Annotated in this window: 14 protein-coding genes; 11 read left to right on the top strand and 3 right to left on the bottom strand. The window is 42.2% G+C overall.

The window, feature by feature from the left end; translation table 11 throughout:
• The first annotated feature begins 7 nt into the window (after positions 1–7).
• Complete coding sequence (locus tag F2B13_RS18930) at positions 8–445, top strand: hypothetical protein (RefSeq protein WP_149275183.1); 438 nt, start codon at positions 8–10, stop codon at positions 443–445.
• A 116-nt stretch (positions 446–561) separates the two neighbouring features.
• Entirely contained in the window at positions 562–1,620 is a 1,059-nt protein-coding gene (locus tag F2B13_RS18925; RefSeq protein WP_149304846.1) for a quinone-dependent dihydroorotate dehydrogenase, read from the top strand.
• Between the two features lie 7 nt (positions 1,621–1,627).
• Here the strand turns inward: F2B13_RS18925 and F2B13_RS18920 are convergent, their stop codons facing one another.
• Positions 1,628–2,050: a Dabb family protein gene (locus F2B13_RS18920; protein WP_149275185.1), complete on the bottom strand. Its 423-nt coding sequence runs from the start codon at positions 2,048–2,050 to the stop codon at positions 1,628–1,630.
• A 223-nt stretch (positions 2,051–2,273) separates the two neighbouring features.
• On the opposite strand from F2B13_RS18920, the gene F2B13_RS18915 reads away from it, so the two are divergent.
• From F2B13_RS18915 to F2B13_RS18880, 8 genes are all read left to right on the top strand, one after another.
• Positions 2,274–3,140, top strand: a complete 867-nt coding sequence (locus F2B13_RS18915) for a hydroxymethylglutaryl-CoA lyase (protein ID WP_149304845.1) — start codon at positions 2,274–2,276, stop codon at positions 3,138–3,140.
• Between the two features lie 86 nt (positions 3,141–3,226).
• A complete protein-coding gene (locus tag F2B13_RS18910) occupies positions 3,227–4,798 on the top strand; it encodes a cupin domain-containing protein (protein WP_149304844.1) in 1,572 nt (523 codons plus the stop codon).
• Positions 4,799–5,120: 322 nt separating this feature from the next.
• Positions 5,121–6,422 carry a DUF4856 domain-containing protein gene (locus F2B13_RS18905; protein WP_232622954.1) on the top strand — a complete coding sequence of 434 codons (1,302 nt, stop codon included), beginning with the start codon at positions 5,121–5,123 and terminating at the stop codon, positions 6,420–6,422.
• 90 nt (positions 6,423–6,512) lie between these two features.
• On the top strand, positions 6,513–7,643 hold the full coding sequence (locus tag F2B13_RS18900; RefSeq protein WP_149304843.1) for an imelysin family protein: 1,131 nt from the start codon (positions 6,513–6,515) through the stop codon (positions 7,641–7,643).
• Between the two features lie 3 nt (positions 7,644–7,646).
• A complete protein-coding gene (locus F2B13_RS18895; protein ID WP_149304842.1) occupies positions 7,647–9,014 on the top strand; it encodes an HTTM domain-containing protein in 1,368 nt (455 codons plus the stop codon).
• On the top strand, positions 8,995–11,466 hold the full coding sequence (locus tag F2B13_RS18890; RefSeq protein WP_149304841.1) for a TonB-dependent receptor: 2,472 nt from the start codon (positions 8,995–8,997) through the stop codon (positions 11,464–11,466). Before F2B13_RS18895 ends, F2B13_RS18890 begins: the two co-directional genes overlap by 20 nt.
• 225 nt (positions 11,467–11,691) lie before the next feature.
• The gene (gene guaB / locus F2B13_RS18885; protein WP_149275191.1) at positions 11,692–13,164 is read left to right on the top strand and encodes an IMP dehydrogenase; all 1,473 of its coding nucleotides are present in this window, start codon (positions 11,692–11,694) and stop codon (positions 13,162–13,164) included.
• Between the two features lie 58 nt (positions 13,165–13,222).
• Positions 13,223–13,639: a hypothetical protein gene (locus tag F2B13_RS18880; protein WP_149304840.1), complete on the top strand. Its 417-nt coding sequence runs from the start codon at positions 13,223–13,225 to the stop codon at positions 13,637–13,639.
• A 1-nt stretch (position 13,640) separates the two neighbouring features.
• On the opposite strand, the gene F2B13_RS18875 is transcribed toward F2B13_RS18880, so the two are convergent.
• Together F2B13_RS18875 and lysA are read right to left on the bottom strand one after the other, a co-directional pair.
• Positions 13,641–14,162 carry a thioredoxin family protein gene (locus F2B13_RS18875; protein ID WP_149275193.1) on the bottom strand — a complete coding sequence of 174 codons (522 nt, stop codon included), beginning with the start codon at positions 14,160–14,162 and terminating at the stop codon, positions 13,641–13,643.
• A gap of 57 nt (positions 14,163–14,219) precedes the next feature.
• The gene (gene lysA / locus F2B13_RS18870) at positions 14,220–15,467 is read right to left on the bottom strand and encodes a diaminopimelate decarboxylase (RefSeq protein WP_149275194.1); all 1,248 of its coding nucleotides are present in this window, start codon (positions 15,465–15,467) and stop codon (positions 14,220–14,222) included.
• 167 nt (positions 15,468–15,634) lie between these two features.
• On the opposite strand from lysA, the gene F2B13_RS18865 reads away from it, so the two are divergent.
• Positions 15,635–16,273 (top strand): LON peptidase substrate-binding domain-containing protein, encoded by a 639-nt coding sequence (locus F2B13_RS18865; RefSeq protein WP_149275195.1) that lies wholly within the window; start codon positions 15,635–15,637, stop codon positions 16,271–16,273.
• Positions 16,274–16,358: the final 85 nt, after the last annotated feature.

Below are 16,358 nucleotides of genomic sequence, written 5' to 3'. Positions count from 1 at the left end.
GAAAATCATGTTCGGTAAACGTTATATAGTCGCCTTACTTATTCTATTTTGTTTTTATGCAGAAGCCCAAGACTGCTTATTGGGAATTGGGGGAAATGACGCGGAAACCATCGTAGATATCTTTCAACTCAACGAAAATCAGCGAACTACCATGAATACGTTGCAGGAAGAACTCGACATTGAGATAAAAGGGATCAATGAACAGATTGAAAAGTTATTGGCAGAACATCCTCAGAGCAAAGATGCTGATCTGATTGTGCTAGCGGATAAGTACAAGGTGTTGCGGCAAAAAATACTCGATGCCTCTTACCGATGCGACAAAGCGTTATTGGCCACTTTCAACACGAAACAATATGACAGGTATTTGGAGTTGTGTAGGGAGGCTATTCGCAGACCTATAGCGATTATTCCAAAAACCTATGATCAAGCCGGAAATCCTGAATGAACACGATAAGCAATAGGCCTTCCCCTAGAGATATACCCGTGTTGATAAAATTGATGCCTATGTGCTTTATTCTGGAACTCTAGTTTGTACTTTTGCAGAAACCGTATTCCGTGTCGATGTACAAGACTTTTATTCGTCCCTTACTCTTTCAATTCGATGCAGAAAGAGCCCACCATTTGACTTTCTCCCTCATTCGATTGCTTTCTAAAATAGGTCTTTCTGACATTTTTAAGGGGATTTATACTATTGAAGATAAACGTTTGGCCAGAGAGGTTTTCGGAATCAAGTTCAAAAATCCGGTGGGACTTGCGGCAGGTTTCGATAAAGATGCCAAGTTGTTCAACGAGCTGTCTGATTTTGGTTTTGGCTTTATCGAAATAGGTACACTTACCCCAAAACCTCAAAAAGGAAATCCTAAAAAAAGGTTGTTCCGATTAAAACCCGATGCTGCTATTATCAATCGAATGGGTTTCAATAATCAGGGAGTATTTGATGCTGTAGATCGTTTGAAAAAACCGCACAAGGTGTTGATAGGGGGAAATATCGGAAAGAACAAGGTTACTCCGAATGAAGAGGCGGTCAAAGATTACTTGATCTGTTTTGACACCCTTTTTCCGTATGTCGACTATTTTGTAGTCAATGTAAGTTCGCCCAACACTCCTGGTTTACGAGAGCTGCAGGATCGCGAACCATTGACAGCATTATTGAATGAACTAAAAATTGAAAACACAGAGTTGGCTACCAAAGGAGCGGTGGAAGAGAAGCCCATCCTTTTAAAAATTGCCCCAGATTTAACCGAAGAGCAGCTTTTGGATATCATCCAGATTATTGAAACCACAAAAATCGATGGTGTGATTGCCACCAATACAACCATTAGCAGGTCGAACCTAATATCGGACTGTTTCTTGGTGGAGGAAATAGGAGGTCTCAGCGGCAAACCTTTAACGACTAGAAGCACCGAAGTCATCCGTTTTCTTTCTGAGCGAAGTAACAAATCTTTTCCAATTATCGGGGTGGGCGGAATTCATTCGCCCGAAGATGCCATTGAAAAATTAAATGCGGGTGCCGATTTGGTACAGGTCTATACTGGTTTTATCTATGAAGGCCCTAGCTTGATCAAACGGATCAATAAGGCCATTCTAGAAAAAATGGACCATCAAGAACAATTTTCTTAGCTTACATCTATTCGTCTTTCGACCAATAATCGACTACCAGTACATCATCTAAATGTGGACCTAACACATCGCCAAAGGCCTTGTGGTCTGGGTGAGGTAGATAAATAGCACGGTCTTCCTCGCTTTTGAAAGTAAGAAAGAACACATGGGTGAAGCCCTTGTCCAAACCTTCAGGGCTGTTATTGGTTCCCCATTCGTAGGATACGATTTGAGGAATTTTTGAGGGTAGTGCGCTAAACGCTTCGCGTACCTTGGTAATATCTTTTTCCGATGTTCCGGCTTTAAACTTAAAAAGAACCACGTGACGTAGAAGGCTGTCTTGTTGCATGATAATTTCTGATTTAAGAGAAGTTTCCTCGCCCCCGAAAGAAGTCAAGGTCAATGAAAGAAGGCCAAAAATAAGTGCGGAGGCCAAATAAGTCGATTTCATAATATAATATTTTTGGGAAGATATGAAAAAACTACAATTAAATGCAGTGAAAAGTCTTTTAGAGGGCGTCCGACTACGATGGGGTCTTCAAGCAGGCCGAACTTCACTGTACAGAGGGCGGAAAGTCTTTGCCTATTGAAAAAGTATTTAGTGCCAAAAACAACAGGTCGATAGTGCCATACTATAATAAATAGTAATTTTATCAGAAGTATAACAGCAAGCAATGCAGGGTAAAGTAAAGATTATTGAATGTCCGCGAGATGCCATGCAGGGCATTAAAACCTTCATACCGACCGAGAAAAAGGTGCGTTATATTCAGTCGTTATTGGGATGCGGTTTTGATACGATAGATTTTGGAAGTTTTGTTTCCCCTAAAGCGATTCCGCAAATGGTCGATACGGCCGAGGTACTTTCGCATTTAGAGCTGTCGAAGACCCAAAGCAAACTTTTGGCTATTGTAGCCAATGTAAGAGGGGCAAGGGATGCTTCCCAATTTGAAGAAATATGCTATCTAGGCTATCCTTTTTCAATATCGGAGAATTTTCAAATGCGGAATACCCATAAGACCATTGCTGAATCCGTTGAGACGCTTCGAGAGATATTGGCGATAGCTAAAGTAACGGGAAAAGAGGTGGTTACCTATATATCCATGGGATTCGGAAATCCGTACGGTGATCCATGGAACGTCGACATTGTGGGAGAATGGACCGAAAAACTCGCCGCTATGGGCGTCAATACGCTTTCCCTTTCCGATACGGTCGGAAGCTCAACTCCGGAGAACATTTCCTATTTGTTTTCGAGACTGATTCCGGCATATCCCGAAATTGAATTTGGGGCCCACTTGCACACCACCCCTAAGAAATGGCACGAAAAGATAGATGCGGCCTACAACGCAGGGTGTAGAAGATTCGACGGTGCCGTTCAAGGGTTCGGCGGCTGCCCGATGGCAAAAGATGAGTTAACGGGAAACATGCCCACCGAGAAGATGCTTTCGTATTTTACCTCTGAAAAAGTGGAAACCGGCGTGAACTGGATGGTTTTTGAAGCGGCATTTAACAAGGCGACCGAGCTGTTCGCCAATTATCAGTAAATCGCGGCCTGTTACCGACGTTATTAAATTAACTGTTTTCTACTTACCTTGTAACAACTAAATTCTCTTTTCAAAACCAAACAGTTATGTACCGAACATTGTCTCCTTTACGATATAGTTTATTTTTAATATCGGTGGTTTTTTTTAATTCGGTGTTATTTTCGCAAAAGGAGTATGAAAAAGGACCTAATTCCGATACGTATGGCGACATACCCAAAGGAACGGTGACAAAGCATACATGGAAAAGCACCATCTTTCCAAATACCAATAGGGATTATTATGTATATGTTCCAGAACAATATACGGCCAAGCAAACCGCTGCCTTGATGATTTTTCAAGATGGCCATACCTATGTCAAAAAGGATGGGGATTTCGAGGTGCCTGTGGTGTTCGACAATCTGATCGCACAAGGCAAGATGCCGGTAACTATAGGACTTTTTATAGATCCCGGTCATTCCATCGATTCGGTGCAAGCAACAACCCCTTGGAAGTCTTCTAACCGGAGTTTTGAGTATGATGAAATTTCAGATCGCTATGGCAAGTTTTTGTTGGAAGAAATGATTCCGGAACTGAGGAAAAAGTATGCCATATCCGATAGGCCTGAAATGCGGGCAATTGGCGGTATCTCCTCGGGAGGAATCTGTGCATTTACCGCGGCATGGTTCTTTCCTGACCAATTTGGCAAGGTGATGAGCCATATAGGAAGTTTTACCAATATCAGGGGCGGTCATGCATATCCATCCATGATTCGAAAGAATGACAAAAAGAATATCAAGGTTTTTTTACAAGACGGTAACAACGATTTGAACAATGTGTACGGGAATTGGTGGTTGGCCAATTTGCAAATGGAGTCTGCTTTGAAATTTAAGGAATATAACTACAGGTTTATTGCCGGTGAAGGTGGACATAATGGAAACCATGCCGGAGCCATTCTTCCCGAATCCTTAACGTGGCTTTGGGGCGATGTGGTAGAAAATAGGGTTGCTGAAGGCGTTTATACAATATCCCCGGAAAAAAAAGATACACCAATTTTGGCCGGAGAAACCGCCCATTTGAGTTCCATGGACATAAAGTTGAAACACCTCACCTCTTCGTCTTCGGCGCTAACCGTTAAAAAATCGGAAAAGGAACACCTTTATATTGTAAAAAAAGGAGAATTGCGTTTTACCGTAAATGGAAAAAGTAGCACGCTAGGTGCCAATAGTGTGGTCGTACTTCTCCCCGGTGATGAACTAAAGGTAGACTGTCTATCTTCAAATGCCTCGTATTATGTAATGGAGTATACTTCTAAGGAAGGTGTCGATCACAAACAGGGCAAAAAGGGGGGAGGCTCATCTCGAATTGACTATCAATCGATTCCTTTTCAAGCACACGATAAAGGCGGTATCCGAAAGTATTTCAATCGTTCTACCGCGATGTGTCCCTATTACGAAATGCATATCACAAATTTGAACCCGGGTATCAAAAGCCATGAGCCCCATATTCATGAGGCTGCCGAAATCGTACTGATGATTGACGGTAGTACAGAAATGCAGATAGGTAACTCACTGTACGAAGGTAAGGCAGGAGACTTGTACTATTTGCCCTCGAATGTGCCGCATGCCATAAAAAACATAGGAGAATCGCAGGCACAGTATTTTGCATTTCAATGGTATTGAGCACTTCTTTAATGGGTGTGGAACAAGTTACGATTGCATACCCACCCCAACAAAAAGCGGCTCCAGATAGAAGGTATTCGCAATGGGCACCAAAGAATGCAAGCGTGTAGAAGGATAATTATTTGATCGATTAAAAATCGGCTTCCTCTTAGGAATCCGATTTTTTTATGGATTCATCTTTGGCCACAACCGTACTTTCAAGACGAATCTGTTAAATCTCAAAACTTATTTAGATTTAATATAAATAATTTTGGAATAAACCATTCCATATATTAGATTTGCGCTATTATTTAAATCCAGTCTAAATAAAAATATTTTACACATGAGAAAAATGGTTTTCACCTTCGTTACGCTAGGAGCTTTTTTGGTCACATCCTGTGACTCTGAAGAGTCTAATGGAGATGATTTACCTGTTGTAGCGACCTGTAATGACGGAGAAAGGAATGGCAATGAAACCGGTATCGATTGCGGCGGAAGCTGTACTCCTTGTGAAACGGCTATTGAAAACCCAACGAACTATACATTTGAGAGAAATGGGGAGTCTACCGTGAATTTTAGTGGCCAGACCATTCGCATTCAAATGGCGAACGAACTATTGGCGGTATTCGGCGACAACGGCGCTACCATAGAAATATTTGAAGGCATGTTTGCTCATGAGGAGGGTGGCGTTGATTTCGAAAATGATGAATTGAATGCCTCTGATAAAAGTATTCGTTCGAAAACTGCGGCCTCAGCAGATTATTTTTCCACCAATGCCACCGGCCAAGCTTTGATCCGAGCCGATTTTGACCGTTGGATTCAGGCACAGGTCGAAGAAGTCTTTCCGAATTGGGAAATTGCCGCGGCGGCAGGCACTGCTGGTCAATTGGCCGATGGTGAACGTACACGATATGTAAGCGGACTCGGTCTGGAATATGACCAAGTCTTCGCCAAAGGATTGATCGGTGCCTTGATGACCGATCAGACCTTGAACAATTATTTGAGTACTGCCGTTTTAGATGAGGGTGATAATCGCGCTAATAATGATGCGAATACCCCTGAAGAAGGTAAGCCTTATACTACCATGGAGCACAAATGGGATGAGGCATACGGTTATGTGTATGGATTGAATGAAGATTCTTCAGACCCAAATGCAGATTTAGGAGCTGACCGTTTTTTGAATGAATACATTGAAAGGTTGGAAGCAGATCCCGATTTTGCCGGAATCGCAGATGAGATATTTCAGGCATTCAAATTGGGGCGTGCAGCAATTGTGGCAAAAAACTATAGCGTTCGTGATGAACAGGCCGCTATTATTCGTGAAAAAATTTCACAAATACCTGCGGTGAGGGCCATATATTATTTGCAGGCCGGGAAAAGAACCTTGGCAGAGGAAAATCCAAATTACGGGAGCGCTTTTCATGCCCTATCGGAAGCATATGGTTTTATTTACGGTCTGCAGTTCACCCGTAAGCCTGGTACTGAGGAACCTTATTTTTCCAGAGAAGAAACGGAAGCACTATTGGCCGACCTTATGGATGACGGCGAAAACGGATTCTGGGATGTTACTTCTGAAACCTTGGACACAATTTCTGAAACTATTGCAAGCCGATTTGACTTTACGGTACAGCAGGCCGCAGAATAGATTAATTAGGTAAGTGAGAGATGAAACGATACTATAAAGTTGTCAAGTTTCATCAAAAAGTTAACTGAGTGAAATCAAATGAATGAAATTATGAAGAAGCATTTAACGGTATTGTTTTTTTCGATCCTTTTGGGTGCTTGTAGTTCCGATAATGGCGGTGGTCCGATGAGTGATGACGTTGACCCGGCCCCTACAAGTTTCGAAAGAGGACCCATACTCGAGAATTGGGCGGATAACATTATTATTCCTTCCTATGAATCGTTTGCTATACAGCTTGAAGCACTGAACGCTTCGTTTGACGCCTTTAAGGCAGATACGAACGAATCCAATTTGCTTGCTTTGAGGGCTTCCTGGTTGTCGGCATACAAAGTGTGGCAACATGTATCTATGTTTGAAATAGGGCCGGCCGAGGCCGTAGGTCTTCGTTTGAACATGAACATTTATCCCTCCAATACTGAAAAAATTGAAGGCCATATTGCCTCGGGCAGTTACGATCTTTCCCTTTCTTCCAATAGGGATGCCAAAGGATTTCCTGCCTTGGATTATCTCATCAATGGTTTGGCCGAGAACGATGCCGCTATCGTTTCGAAGTTTAACACGACCGATAATGATGAATTAGTAGCCTACTTTGATGCGGTTTTATCAGATATGACCATGCTTAGCGTTCAGGTGCTTTCGGAGTGGAAAGAAGGATATCGTGATAATTTTGTGGCCGCCGATGGAGCGTCCTCCACGGCTTCCCTAGACCGTTTTGTCAATGACTATATTTTGTATTACGAAAAGTATGTAAGGGCCGGAAAAATGGGGATTCCGCTCGGTGTTTTTTCTGGTAGCCCCCTTCCTGGGAATGTGGAGGCATACCACAAGGGCAATGTTTCCAAAGAACTCTTTTTGGAGGGGTTGAATGCGGTACAGGATTTTTTTAATGGCAAACACTATGGCAAAAGCAGCACTGGTCAAAGCTTGGCGTCCTATTTGGATGCATTGAACACGGTTAAGGAAGGAGATGATTTGAAGAAAATGATCAATGACCAGTTCAATGCGGCTCGAACGCTCGTCGAAGGCCTTTCAACCTTTAAGGAGGAAATAGCGACCAAAACTCCACCAGTTGAAATGCTTTTGGCCTATGACGAAGTTCAACGGGTTGTACCACTATTGAAAGTCGATATGGTCTCCGCCATGAGTATCAGTATCGATTTTGTCGATGCGGATGGCGATTAGATAATGACATTGTTTCAGCACAAATACCTTTTTAAAGCCGTGGAGGCCGCTCCGTTAGCGGTCTTTCGCATTTTGTTCGGCATGATGATGTTCTTCGGCCTGATTCGTTTTGCTTGGTACGGCTGGATTGATAAATTTTATATAACACCCAAATTTTTCTTCTCTTATTATGGTTTTGAATGGATCAAGCCTCTGGGAAATTATACCTATCTGCTCTTTGGGGTCTGTGCCATCGCAGCTGTGATGATTGCCATCGGGTATAAGTACAGAATGGCAATTATCGTTTTCTTCCTGAGTTTTACGTATATCGAACTTATGGACAAAACGACTTATCTAAATCATTATTACTTTATTAGTATCCTCGCTTTTTTAATGATATTTCTTCCTGCAAACGCGTACTATTCATTAGATGCCCTCAAGAACCCTAAAAATGCGTTTCAAAAGATTCCGGCCTGGACCATTGGCAGTCTCAAGTTACTGTTAGGCATTGTATATGTGTATGCCGGTCTGGCCAAGCTGAATTCCGACTGGTTGCTTCATGCCATGCCACTAAAAATTTGGCTACCCTCCAAGTTCGACCTGCCCGTATTGGGCAGTCTTCTACATTTAGAATGGGTGCAGTATGCCTTTAGCTGGGGAGGAGCGTTATATGATCTTACCATACCTTTTTTACTGATGTATGGCAAGACCCGACCTTATGCCTTTTTTACTGTTGTCATTTTTCATGTGTTGACAAGGGTGTTATTTCCTATTGGAATGTTTCCCTACATCATGATTGTCTCTACTTTGATATTTTTCAATGCTCCTGTGCATCATAAAATTTTGAACTTCTTGGATAAAATCCTAAAAATTGGGAAACATCGTTTTGATAATAATAGAAGTCTAATTTCCTTAAATACAACACGCAATTACTTGAAATTTAGCGTTATCATACTATTTTTTGCAGTACAGTTCTTGTTCCCCTTTCGGTACTTGGCCTATCCTGGCGAACTATTTTGGACGGAGGAGGGGTACCGTTTCTCTTGGCGGGTAATGTTAATCGAGAAATCGGGGTATGCCCAGTTCAAGATAGTAGACGGCAAAAGCGGCAAATGGTTTTATGTTGATAATTCTGATTTTCTAACTTCCTTTCAGGAAAAACAGATGGCCTTTCAGCCAGATTTTATATTGGAATATGCTCATTTTTTAAAAGACCATTTTGAGCACGACGGGCATCAAAAAGTTGCGGTATACGTAAACAGCATGGTAACCCTTAATGGTCGTTTAAGTAAACCTTACATCGATCCAAAAATCGACCTTACGCAAGAAAACGAATCATTCGAACATAAAACGTGGATACTTCCTTTCAACGATGAAATTACAGGTTTATAGTACATTGTTCCTTTTGCTCGGTACCTTCCCATTATTTGGTCAGTTGACCGTATCCGGAAAGGTAATGGATACTGAAGGGCGTCCATTGGCTGATGTTGAGGTTTATTTGAAGGAATCCCAACGTTTGGAAGTTACCGATCAGGATGGAAATTTCAAATTTTCCCAGGTAGCGCAAGGAGCATATACCATGGTCGTTTTTGCCTTTGAATACGAGGTCTTTGAGAAAGAGTTCACACTCGATGGGCCATTTTTTATCGATATCCGATTGGAACCACTTCGCGCCGAAGAACTTTCCGAAGTCGTTTTGACCCAACGGCGCGAGCGAATCTTTGCCTTAAAACAATTGAGAAAAGTGGAGGGTACGGCAATCTATGCAGGTAAAAAAAGCGAGGTCGTTCTATTGGATGCCATTACCGGAAACCTTGCCGCCAATAATGCGAGACAGGTTTACGGTCAAGTAGTGGGCCTCAATATTTACGACAATGGTGATGCGGGATTACAGCTGAATATCGGGGGTAGGGGCTTGGATCCGAATCGCACTGCAAATTTCAATACCCGTCAAAATGGTTACGATATCAGCGCCGATGTGCTTGGGTATCCCGAAAGCTATTATACCCCTCCAGCCGAAGCTTTGGAAGAAATTCAGGTCGTTCGTGGTGCGGCCTCCTTGCAGTTCGGCACACAGTTCGGCGGTCTGGTCAATTTTAAGTTCAAAAAGCCCGACCCGAACAAAAGGATAGCACTGGTCACCCGTCAGACGGTCGGTTCTTACGGATTGTTCACCAGCTTCAACAGTCTCGAAGGCACTGTTGGGAAACTCAGTTACTATTCCTATTTCAATTATAAAAAGGGCAATGGCTTTCGACCTAACTCCGGGTTCGATAGTAAAAATTATTTTGCCCATGTCGGCTATCAATTCTCGGATAGAACGAAGTTGACCCTAGAAACCACCTTTTTGAATTACTTGGCCCAACAACCTGGTGGTCTTACGGACATGCAATTTACACAAGATCCTACCTTCAGTAATCGAGAGCGAAACTGGTTTTCCGTGGATTGGAAACTGTATTCGTTGCGATTGGATCATCGATTTTCGGCGAAGACCAATTTTAGCTTAAATCTATTCGGGCTAGATGCGTCAAGAAAGGCGCTGGGGTTTCGAACGAACCGGGTATCACAAGCCGATGATCTGGAGGAGCCCAGAGAGCTTTTAATCGATAATTTTAATAATTGGGGAGCCGAAGCCCGTCTACTTACCCGATATACTATTTGGGATTCAGAATCGGCATTACTATTGGGCTCTAAATTATATCAAACTTGGAATGACCAAAGACAAGGGCCGGGTACGGTCGCCAAAGATGCCAATTTTAATTTTGCCGATACTGCCTTTCCAAATTATGAAAGGCAATCACGTTTTGATTTTCCCAATCGCAACCTTGCTTTTTTCGGCGAGAATATTTTTAATCTAAGCGAAAAAATAAGTGTGACGCCCGGGTTTCGTTTGGAACATATTAAAACGGAAAGCAAAGGCAGCTATAAGAACGTTGTGCTTGATCTAGCCGGAAACCCGTTGTTGAACGAGGAAATCCCTGACAATAGAACCTTTGAACGTACATTTTTACTTTTGGGTGTCGGGGCGACCTATAGTGTTGCACCAACTTCGGAGATCTATGGCAATTTCTCACAGAACTATCGGTCGGTAACCTTTAGCGACATTCGAGTGGTGAATCCCTCGTTCCAAATAGATCAAAATATTTCGGATGAGGATGGTTTTACCGCAGATTTAGGTTTTCGGGGAACGTATAATGACATATTGTCGTTCGATATCAGTGGTTTCGCACTCTTGTATGATAATCGGTTAGGTGAGATTCTTAAATCGGCCACCCGCACCGATGAAAACGGAAATGAAATTGAAACCGGTGGTGTTGTACGCTACAGGGGGAATATCGGTACCGCATTTATGTACGGCCTGGAAAGTTTTGGTAGTTGGAGCATTAAGGAAACCTTCTTTCCGTCCTCGGAAAAAGTAAGACTGAATTATTTTTTGAACCTCGCATGGACCCAATCAGAATACCTTTCATCCGAAGAGAACAATGTCGAAGGCAAACAAGTAGAATTTATTCCAGATATTAACCTGAAAACAGGTTTGAATTTCGGATACCGGAATCTTTTGGGAAGCCTGCAGTATACCTATCTGTCAGAACAATATACCGATGCCACCAATGCACCACAAGATCGTAGTGATAACCAAAGGGGCATTGAAGGTGCAATTCCCGCCTATGGGATTATGGATTTTTCCTTGTCCTATTCCTATAAAAAATGGAAACTGGAAACGGGTATCAATAATCTACTGGATGCCAATTATTTTACCCGGAGGGCTACGGGGTACCCCGGACCCGGAATCATTCCCGCCCAACCGAGAACATTCTACACCACCTTGCAGTTACAGTTATAAAGGAACAACGCCAATAGGCGGGTACATTCCCTTATCATGCTTCTGCACGCATAGGGACGTTTTTAGACGGCTTCGGATCACGCTTGCAACATCATGTAGAGGAGAATTCCATATGAAACCGTAGTTGGTTCGGGCCATGGAACCACATGAAAACTTACCGTGCTATTCTAGGTCGTCTTTGCGCTTTTTTAATTACATTTGCACGCAATTAAATCTCTAATTGCAATGCAAGCGCATCACGACAAAATTTTAGGGGAAGGGCTTACGTACGATGACGTACTTCTCGTTCCGGCTTTCTCGGAAGTACTTCCTAGGGAAGTCAACATTCAGTCTAAATTTACCCGAAACATACCGATTAATGTCCCCGTGGTTTCCGCGGCTATGGATACGGTGACGGAATCGCAAATGGCGATAGCTATGGCGAGGGAAGGAGGTATTGGTGTGTTGCATAAGAACATGTCGATCGAACAGCAAGCTATTAAAGTGAGAAAAGTAAAGCGCGCCGAAAGCGGTATGATCCTCGACCCGGTAACGCTGCCCTTGGATTCTTTGGTACGCGATGCCAAAGCAAATATGAAAGAATTCAGTATTGGTGGTATACCTATTGTTGACGATGATGGAAAACTGATTGGTATCGTTACCAACCGTGATCTGCGGTTTGAAAAAAATAATGATCGACCTATCTCCGAGGTCATGACTTCCGAGAATTTGGTTACCGTTGGTCAAGGTACTTCCTTGGCGGAGGCCGAAGACATCCTACAAGAAAACAAAATTGAAAAACTTCCTGTTGTCGATGAGCATAATAAACTTGTTGGGCTTATTACGTTTAGGGATATTACGAAACTAACACAAAAACCTATTGCCAATAAAGATTCTTATGGCCGATTACGGGTGGCCGCGGCCATTGGTGTAACTTATGATGCCGTTGAGCGTGCACAGGCGCTGGTCGATGCTGGTGTGGATGCTGTCGTAATCGATACGGCCCATGGGCATACAAAAGGGGTGGTCAATGTCTTAAAGGAAGTTAAGGCCAAGTTCCCTGAACTGGATGTAATCGTTGGAAATATAGCTACTGCAGAAGCGGCCAAATATTTGGCCGAAGCGGGGGCCGATGCGGTAAAAGTAGGTATTGGTCCGGGATCTATTTGTACAACCCGAGTGGTGGCAGGCGTTGGTTTTCCACAATTTTCGGCGGTATTGGAGGTTGCGGCGGCTTTAAAAGGTAGTGGAGTTCCGGTGATTGCCGATGGAGGTATCCGATACACGGGTGATATTCCAAAAGCGATCGCTGCAGGTGCCGATACGGTAATGCTCGGCTCGCTATTGGCTGGGACAAAAGAATCCCCCGGTGAAACCATAATCTATGAAGGTCGTAAATTCAAGTCTTACAGGGGTATGGGCTCCGTAGAGGCTATGAAAGAGGGTAGCAAAGACCGTTATTTTCAAGATGTAGAAGACGATATCAAAAAACTGGTTCCAGAAGGCATTGTAGGGCGCGTTCCCTATAAAGGAGAACTTTATGAAAGCATCCATCAGTTTATCGGGGGCCTAAGGGCAGGTATGGGATATTGTGGAGCAAAAGATATTGCCAGCCTAAAAGAGAATGGCCGTTTCGTAAAGATTACTTCAAGTGGTATCAACGAGAGCCACCCGCACGATGTGACCATCACCAAGGAATCACCAAACTACAGTAGGTAAGCATGTCAGTTTAAAGCAACCATTTTGTTTTTTTTCATCTTGTAAAAAAAAAATGGAGATGCGAAGATGGGTTGTGATTTATTTGGTGTTGATGGTTTCATGTTCCGACGGAGACGACGTAGCACAGGGCCCTGCCCCACAATTAGAGGGCGTTTGGGAATTGGTTGAACAATATGCGGATCCTGGTGACGGAAGCGGAGATTTCAAAAAGGTAGATAGCGATAAAATTATTGAGTTTTTTGAGGACGGAATCCTTAGTTCCAATGGTGAGCTATGCGGCCTACAAAGTGCTTCAGGGGATAAGACTTATGGCACGTATGTCGTTAATGATTCATTGAACAAATTCTCCATCGACAATTACATACTTCCTGAAGATTGTGATAATTATAAGATTTTTTTCCATTTGGAAGGACAACACCTAGTTCTATCCTATCCCTGTATCGAAGGATGTGGGCAGAAGTATAGAAAACAATAGTCTATTTTGCTTCTCCAGTATATGTTTTCCAATCCTTCTCTTTGTAAATATCATCACCAAAGTATTTGGCAATATTTAAAAAAGGTTCTGGTTTTTGGTAGCCCGGTACGGGTGATAGCATATTCATTTCCTCATCTAGAAAAACGGTAGTTGGATAACTCAATCTGCCCTGTAATAAAGCAGCGGCAAATTCATGATATCCTTTTCGCCCAGAAGGCACAAATTTATAGGTTTTTCCTTTGAAATCTATAGGATCTTTGCCTTCACCGTCCAATTTGACCATATAGAAGTTTTCAGACATGTATTGCGCCACAGTCGGATTTTGGAAGGTATCTTTGTCCATCTTCTTGCACCAACCGCACCAGTCTGTATATACGTCTATAAAAATTTTCTTCGGATTTTTTTCAGTGGCAGCAAGTTCGGCGGCCTCGTTCCACGTCAACCACTTGACCTCTTGGGCGTTTATGGAAAGGGAAACGAACCCTATCAGAAGGAGCAGTATATGCTTGTAGCTTATTTTCATCACTTTTTTCTATGTTAGTCCAATAAGTATACCAAAGCTAACGAAAATAACCGGTGTTTATTTTACCATCACTTTCTCCTCTTTTTTCTTGGCGGTAAAAAGATCTTTGACATCAATTTGGTGCTTAATTAGATCTTCAAAGGTTTCCCGTTCCCGAATAAGAATGGCTTCGCCATTGTGCCAAAGTACTTCAGGAGGCCTGAAGCGCGAGTTGTAATTGCTGGACATGGTAAAACAATAGGCTCCTGCATTTTTGAAGCAAAGAATATCCCCTTCAGAAATTTCATTGATTCGCTTATTACTAGCAAAAGTATCTGTTTCGCAAATGTAACCCACTACGGAATAATAACGTTCCCTACCTTCTGGGTTCGATATATTGACGATTTGATGGGTCGCTCCGTAGAACATGGGTCGTATGAGGTGATTGAACCCAGTATCTATGCTGGCGAAAACTGTGGAGGTTGTTTGCTTGACCACATTGACACGAGCTAGAAAATACCCGGCTTCACTCACCAAAAACTTTCCTGGTTCGAAAGCTAATGTCAAATCTTTACCGTATTCTTCGCAAAATTCGTTGAACCGGCTTCCCAATTTTTTGCCTAGCTCGTCTACATTCGTCTGAATATCACCCTCTTTATAAGGTACTTTAAAACCACTGCCAAAATCTATGAAATCTAGGTTCTTAAAGTTTTTGGCCGTCTCGAAAAGTATTTCCGAAGCGTAAAGAAATACGTCAATGTCTAGAATATCACTACCGGTATGCATATGAATACCATTGATATTCATGTTAGTAACCTCTACTATTCGGAGCAAATGCGGTATTTGATGAATACTAATGCCGAATTTTGAGTCAATATGGCCCACCGATATTTTAGAATTGCCACCGGCCATTACGTGTGGATTTATTCGGACACAAACAGGAATATTTGGATGTTTGGTACCGAATTGTTCTAAAATAGAGAGGTTGTCGATATTAATTCGGACACCGAGTTTTGCGGCTTCCTCAATCTCCTCCAAAGAAACACCGTTTGGTGTAAAAATAATGGACTCCGGTTTAAAACCGGCCAAGAGACCTAATTGAACCTCTTGGATGGAAACAGTATCAAGTCCGCTACCTAAACTATTCATTAATTTAAGTATGGATATATTAGAGAGGGCCTTGGCTGCATAATTGAGCTTCAGATTCTTTACACTTCCAAAAGCTTGGGTAAGCCTTTCGAATTGCGTAACTATTTTGCTTGAATCATAAACATAGACGGGATCTCCATAGGTTTCTACAACCTTTGTTAAATCGGAGTAGTTCATAGCTAATGTGTTTGCGGCAAAACTAAGCTCTTAATTGTTCATGAACAAAAAAAGCTTTACAAATATTATAAATACAACAAATTGTTATATTTAAAACATTTATATTGAGGTTTCTAAATTTGTCAGAATAGTTTTGAGTTGTACTTTTAGCCCAAAGATGAATCCTTATGAAATTGCCCTTATTTCCTTTGCAAACGATATTTTATCCCGGGGAAACGGTACCCCTGCATATTTTTGAAGAACGCTACAAACAGCTTATACGTGATTGCAGAAAGGAGGCCATAACCTTTGGAATACCCGTTTATATTTACAATAGTGTTACCTATGGTACAGAGGTACAACTCGTAGAAATTGTAAACACCTATGATAGTGGAGAGATGGATGTAACCTGTGTGGGGCGGCAAGTCTTTAAGATTACCAGTTTCGATAATGAAATGGAAGGCAAGCTCTATGCCGGTGGAGAGGTCGAATTTATTGATAATATCAATGATGCCGATAAGGCGATGAAAAGAGAGGTGCTCGATAAGATCTATGAACTTTATGAGCTGATGGAAGTACCTTTCTCACCTTTACCGGTCGAAAAGTTTCACAGTTATGTACTGGCCCATAAAATGGGACTGTCTTTCGAGCAGGAGTACCAATTGTTGCAATTGTCAAAGGAAAGTGAGCGATTGGCGTTTATCAAAGCCCATTTATTAGCAACCATTGCAGTGCTTAAAGAGGTCGACAGAACTAAAAAAACCATTAAAATGAATGGAGATTTCAGAAATTTTGACCCCCTTGATTTTAAAGATTTCAACATGTAAGTCCTCTACAGCCCCGTGACCTCTTAGTGTTTGTGCCCTGATTACATCTATTTTGTCAAAATTCATGATGAAATCTAGTTTAACT

It is taken from the genome of Pareuzebyella sediminis, from assembly GCF_008367235.1.
Classification (GTDB): Bacteria; Bacteroidota; Bacteroidia; order Flavobacteriales; family Flavobacteriaceae; genus Pareuzebyella; species Pareuzebyella sediminis.
This window is presented reverse-complemented; position numbering and strand designations above follow the sequence as displayed.

Coding starts and splice junctions, on each gene's coding strand:
- F2B13_RS18930 (WP_149275183.1), top strand. CDS start 8: ATGTTCGGTAAACGTTATATAGTCGCCTTACTTATTCTATTTTGTTTT.
- F2B13_RS18925 (WP_149304846.1), top strand. CDS start 562: ATGTACAAGACTTTTATTCGTCCCTTACTCTTTCAATTCGATGCAGAA.
- F2B13_RS18920 (WP_149275185.1), bottom strand. CDS start 2,050: ATGAAATCGACTTATTTGGCCTCCGCACTTATTTTTGGCCTTCTTTCA.
- F2B13_RS18915 (WP_149304845.1), top strand. CDS start 2,274: ATGCAGGGTAAAGTAAAGATTATTGAATGTCCGCGAGATGCCATGCAG.
- F2B13_RS18910 (WP_149304844.1), top strand. CDS start 3,227: ATGTACCGAACATTGTCTCCTTTACGATATAGTTTATTTTTAATATCG.
- F2B13_RS18905 (WP_232622954.1), top strand. CDS start 5,121: ATGAGAAAAATGGTTTTCACCTTCGTTACGCTAGGAGCTTTTTTGGTC.
- F2B13_RS18900 (WP_149304843.1), top strand. CDS start 6,513: ATGAAGAAGCATTTAACGGTATTGTTTTTTTCGATCCTTTTGGGTGCT.
- F2B13_RS18895 (WP_149304842.1), top strand. CDS start 7,647: ATGACATTGTTTCAGCACAAATACCTTTTTAAAGCCGTGGAGGCCGCT.
- F2B13_RS18890 (WP_149304841.1), top strand. CDS start 8,995: ATGAAATTACAGGTTTATAGTACATTGTTCCTTTTGCTCGGTACCTTC.
- guaB (WP_149275191.1), top strand. CDS start 11,692: ATGCAAGCGCATCACGACAAAATTTTAGGGGAAGGGCTTACGTACGAT.
- F2B13_RS18880 (WP_149304840.1), top strand. CDS start 13,223: ATGCGAAGATGGGTTGTGATTTATTTGGTGTTGATGGTTTCATGTTCC.
- F2B13_RS18875 (WP_149275193.1), bottom strand. CDS start 14,162: ATGAAAATAAGCTACAAGCATATACTGCTCCTTCTGATAGGGTTCGTT.
- lysA (WP_149275194.1), bottom strand. CDS start 15,467: ATGAACTACTCCGATTTAACAAAGGTTGTAGAAACCTATGGAGATCCC.
- F2B13_RS18865 (WP_149275195.1), top strand. CDS start 15,635: ATGAAATTGCCCTTATTTCCTTTGCAAACGATATTTTATCCCGGGGAA.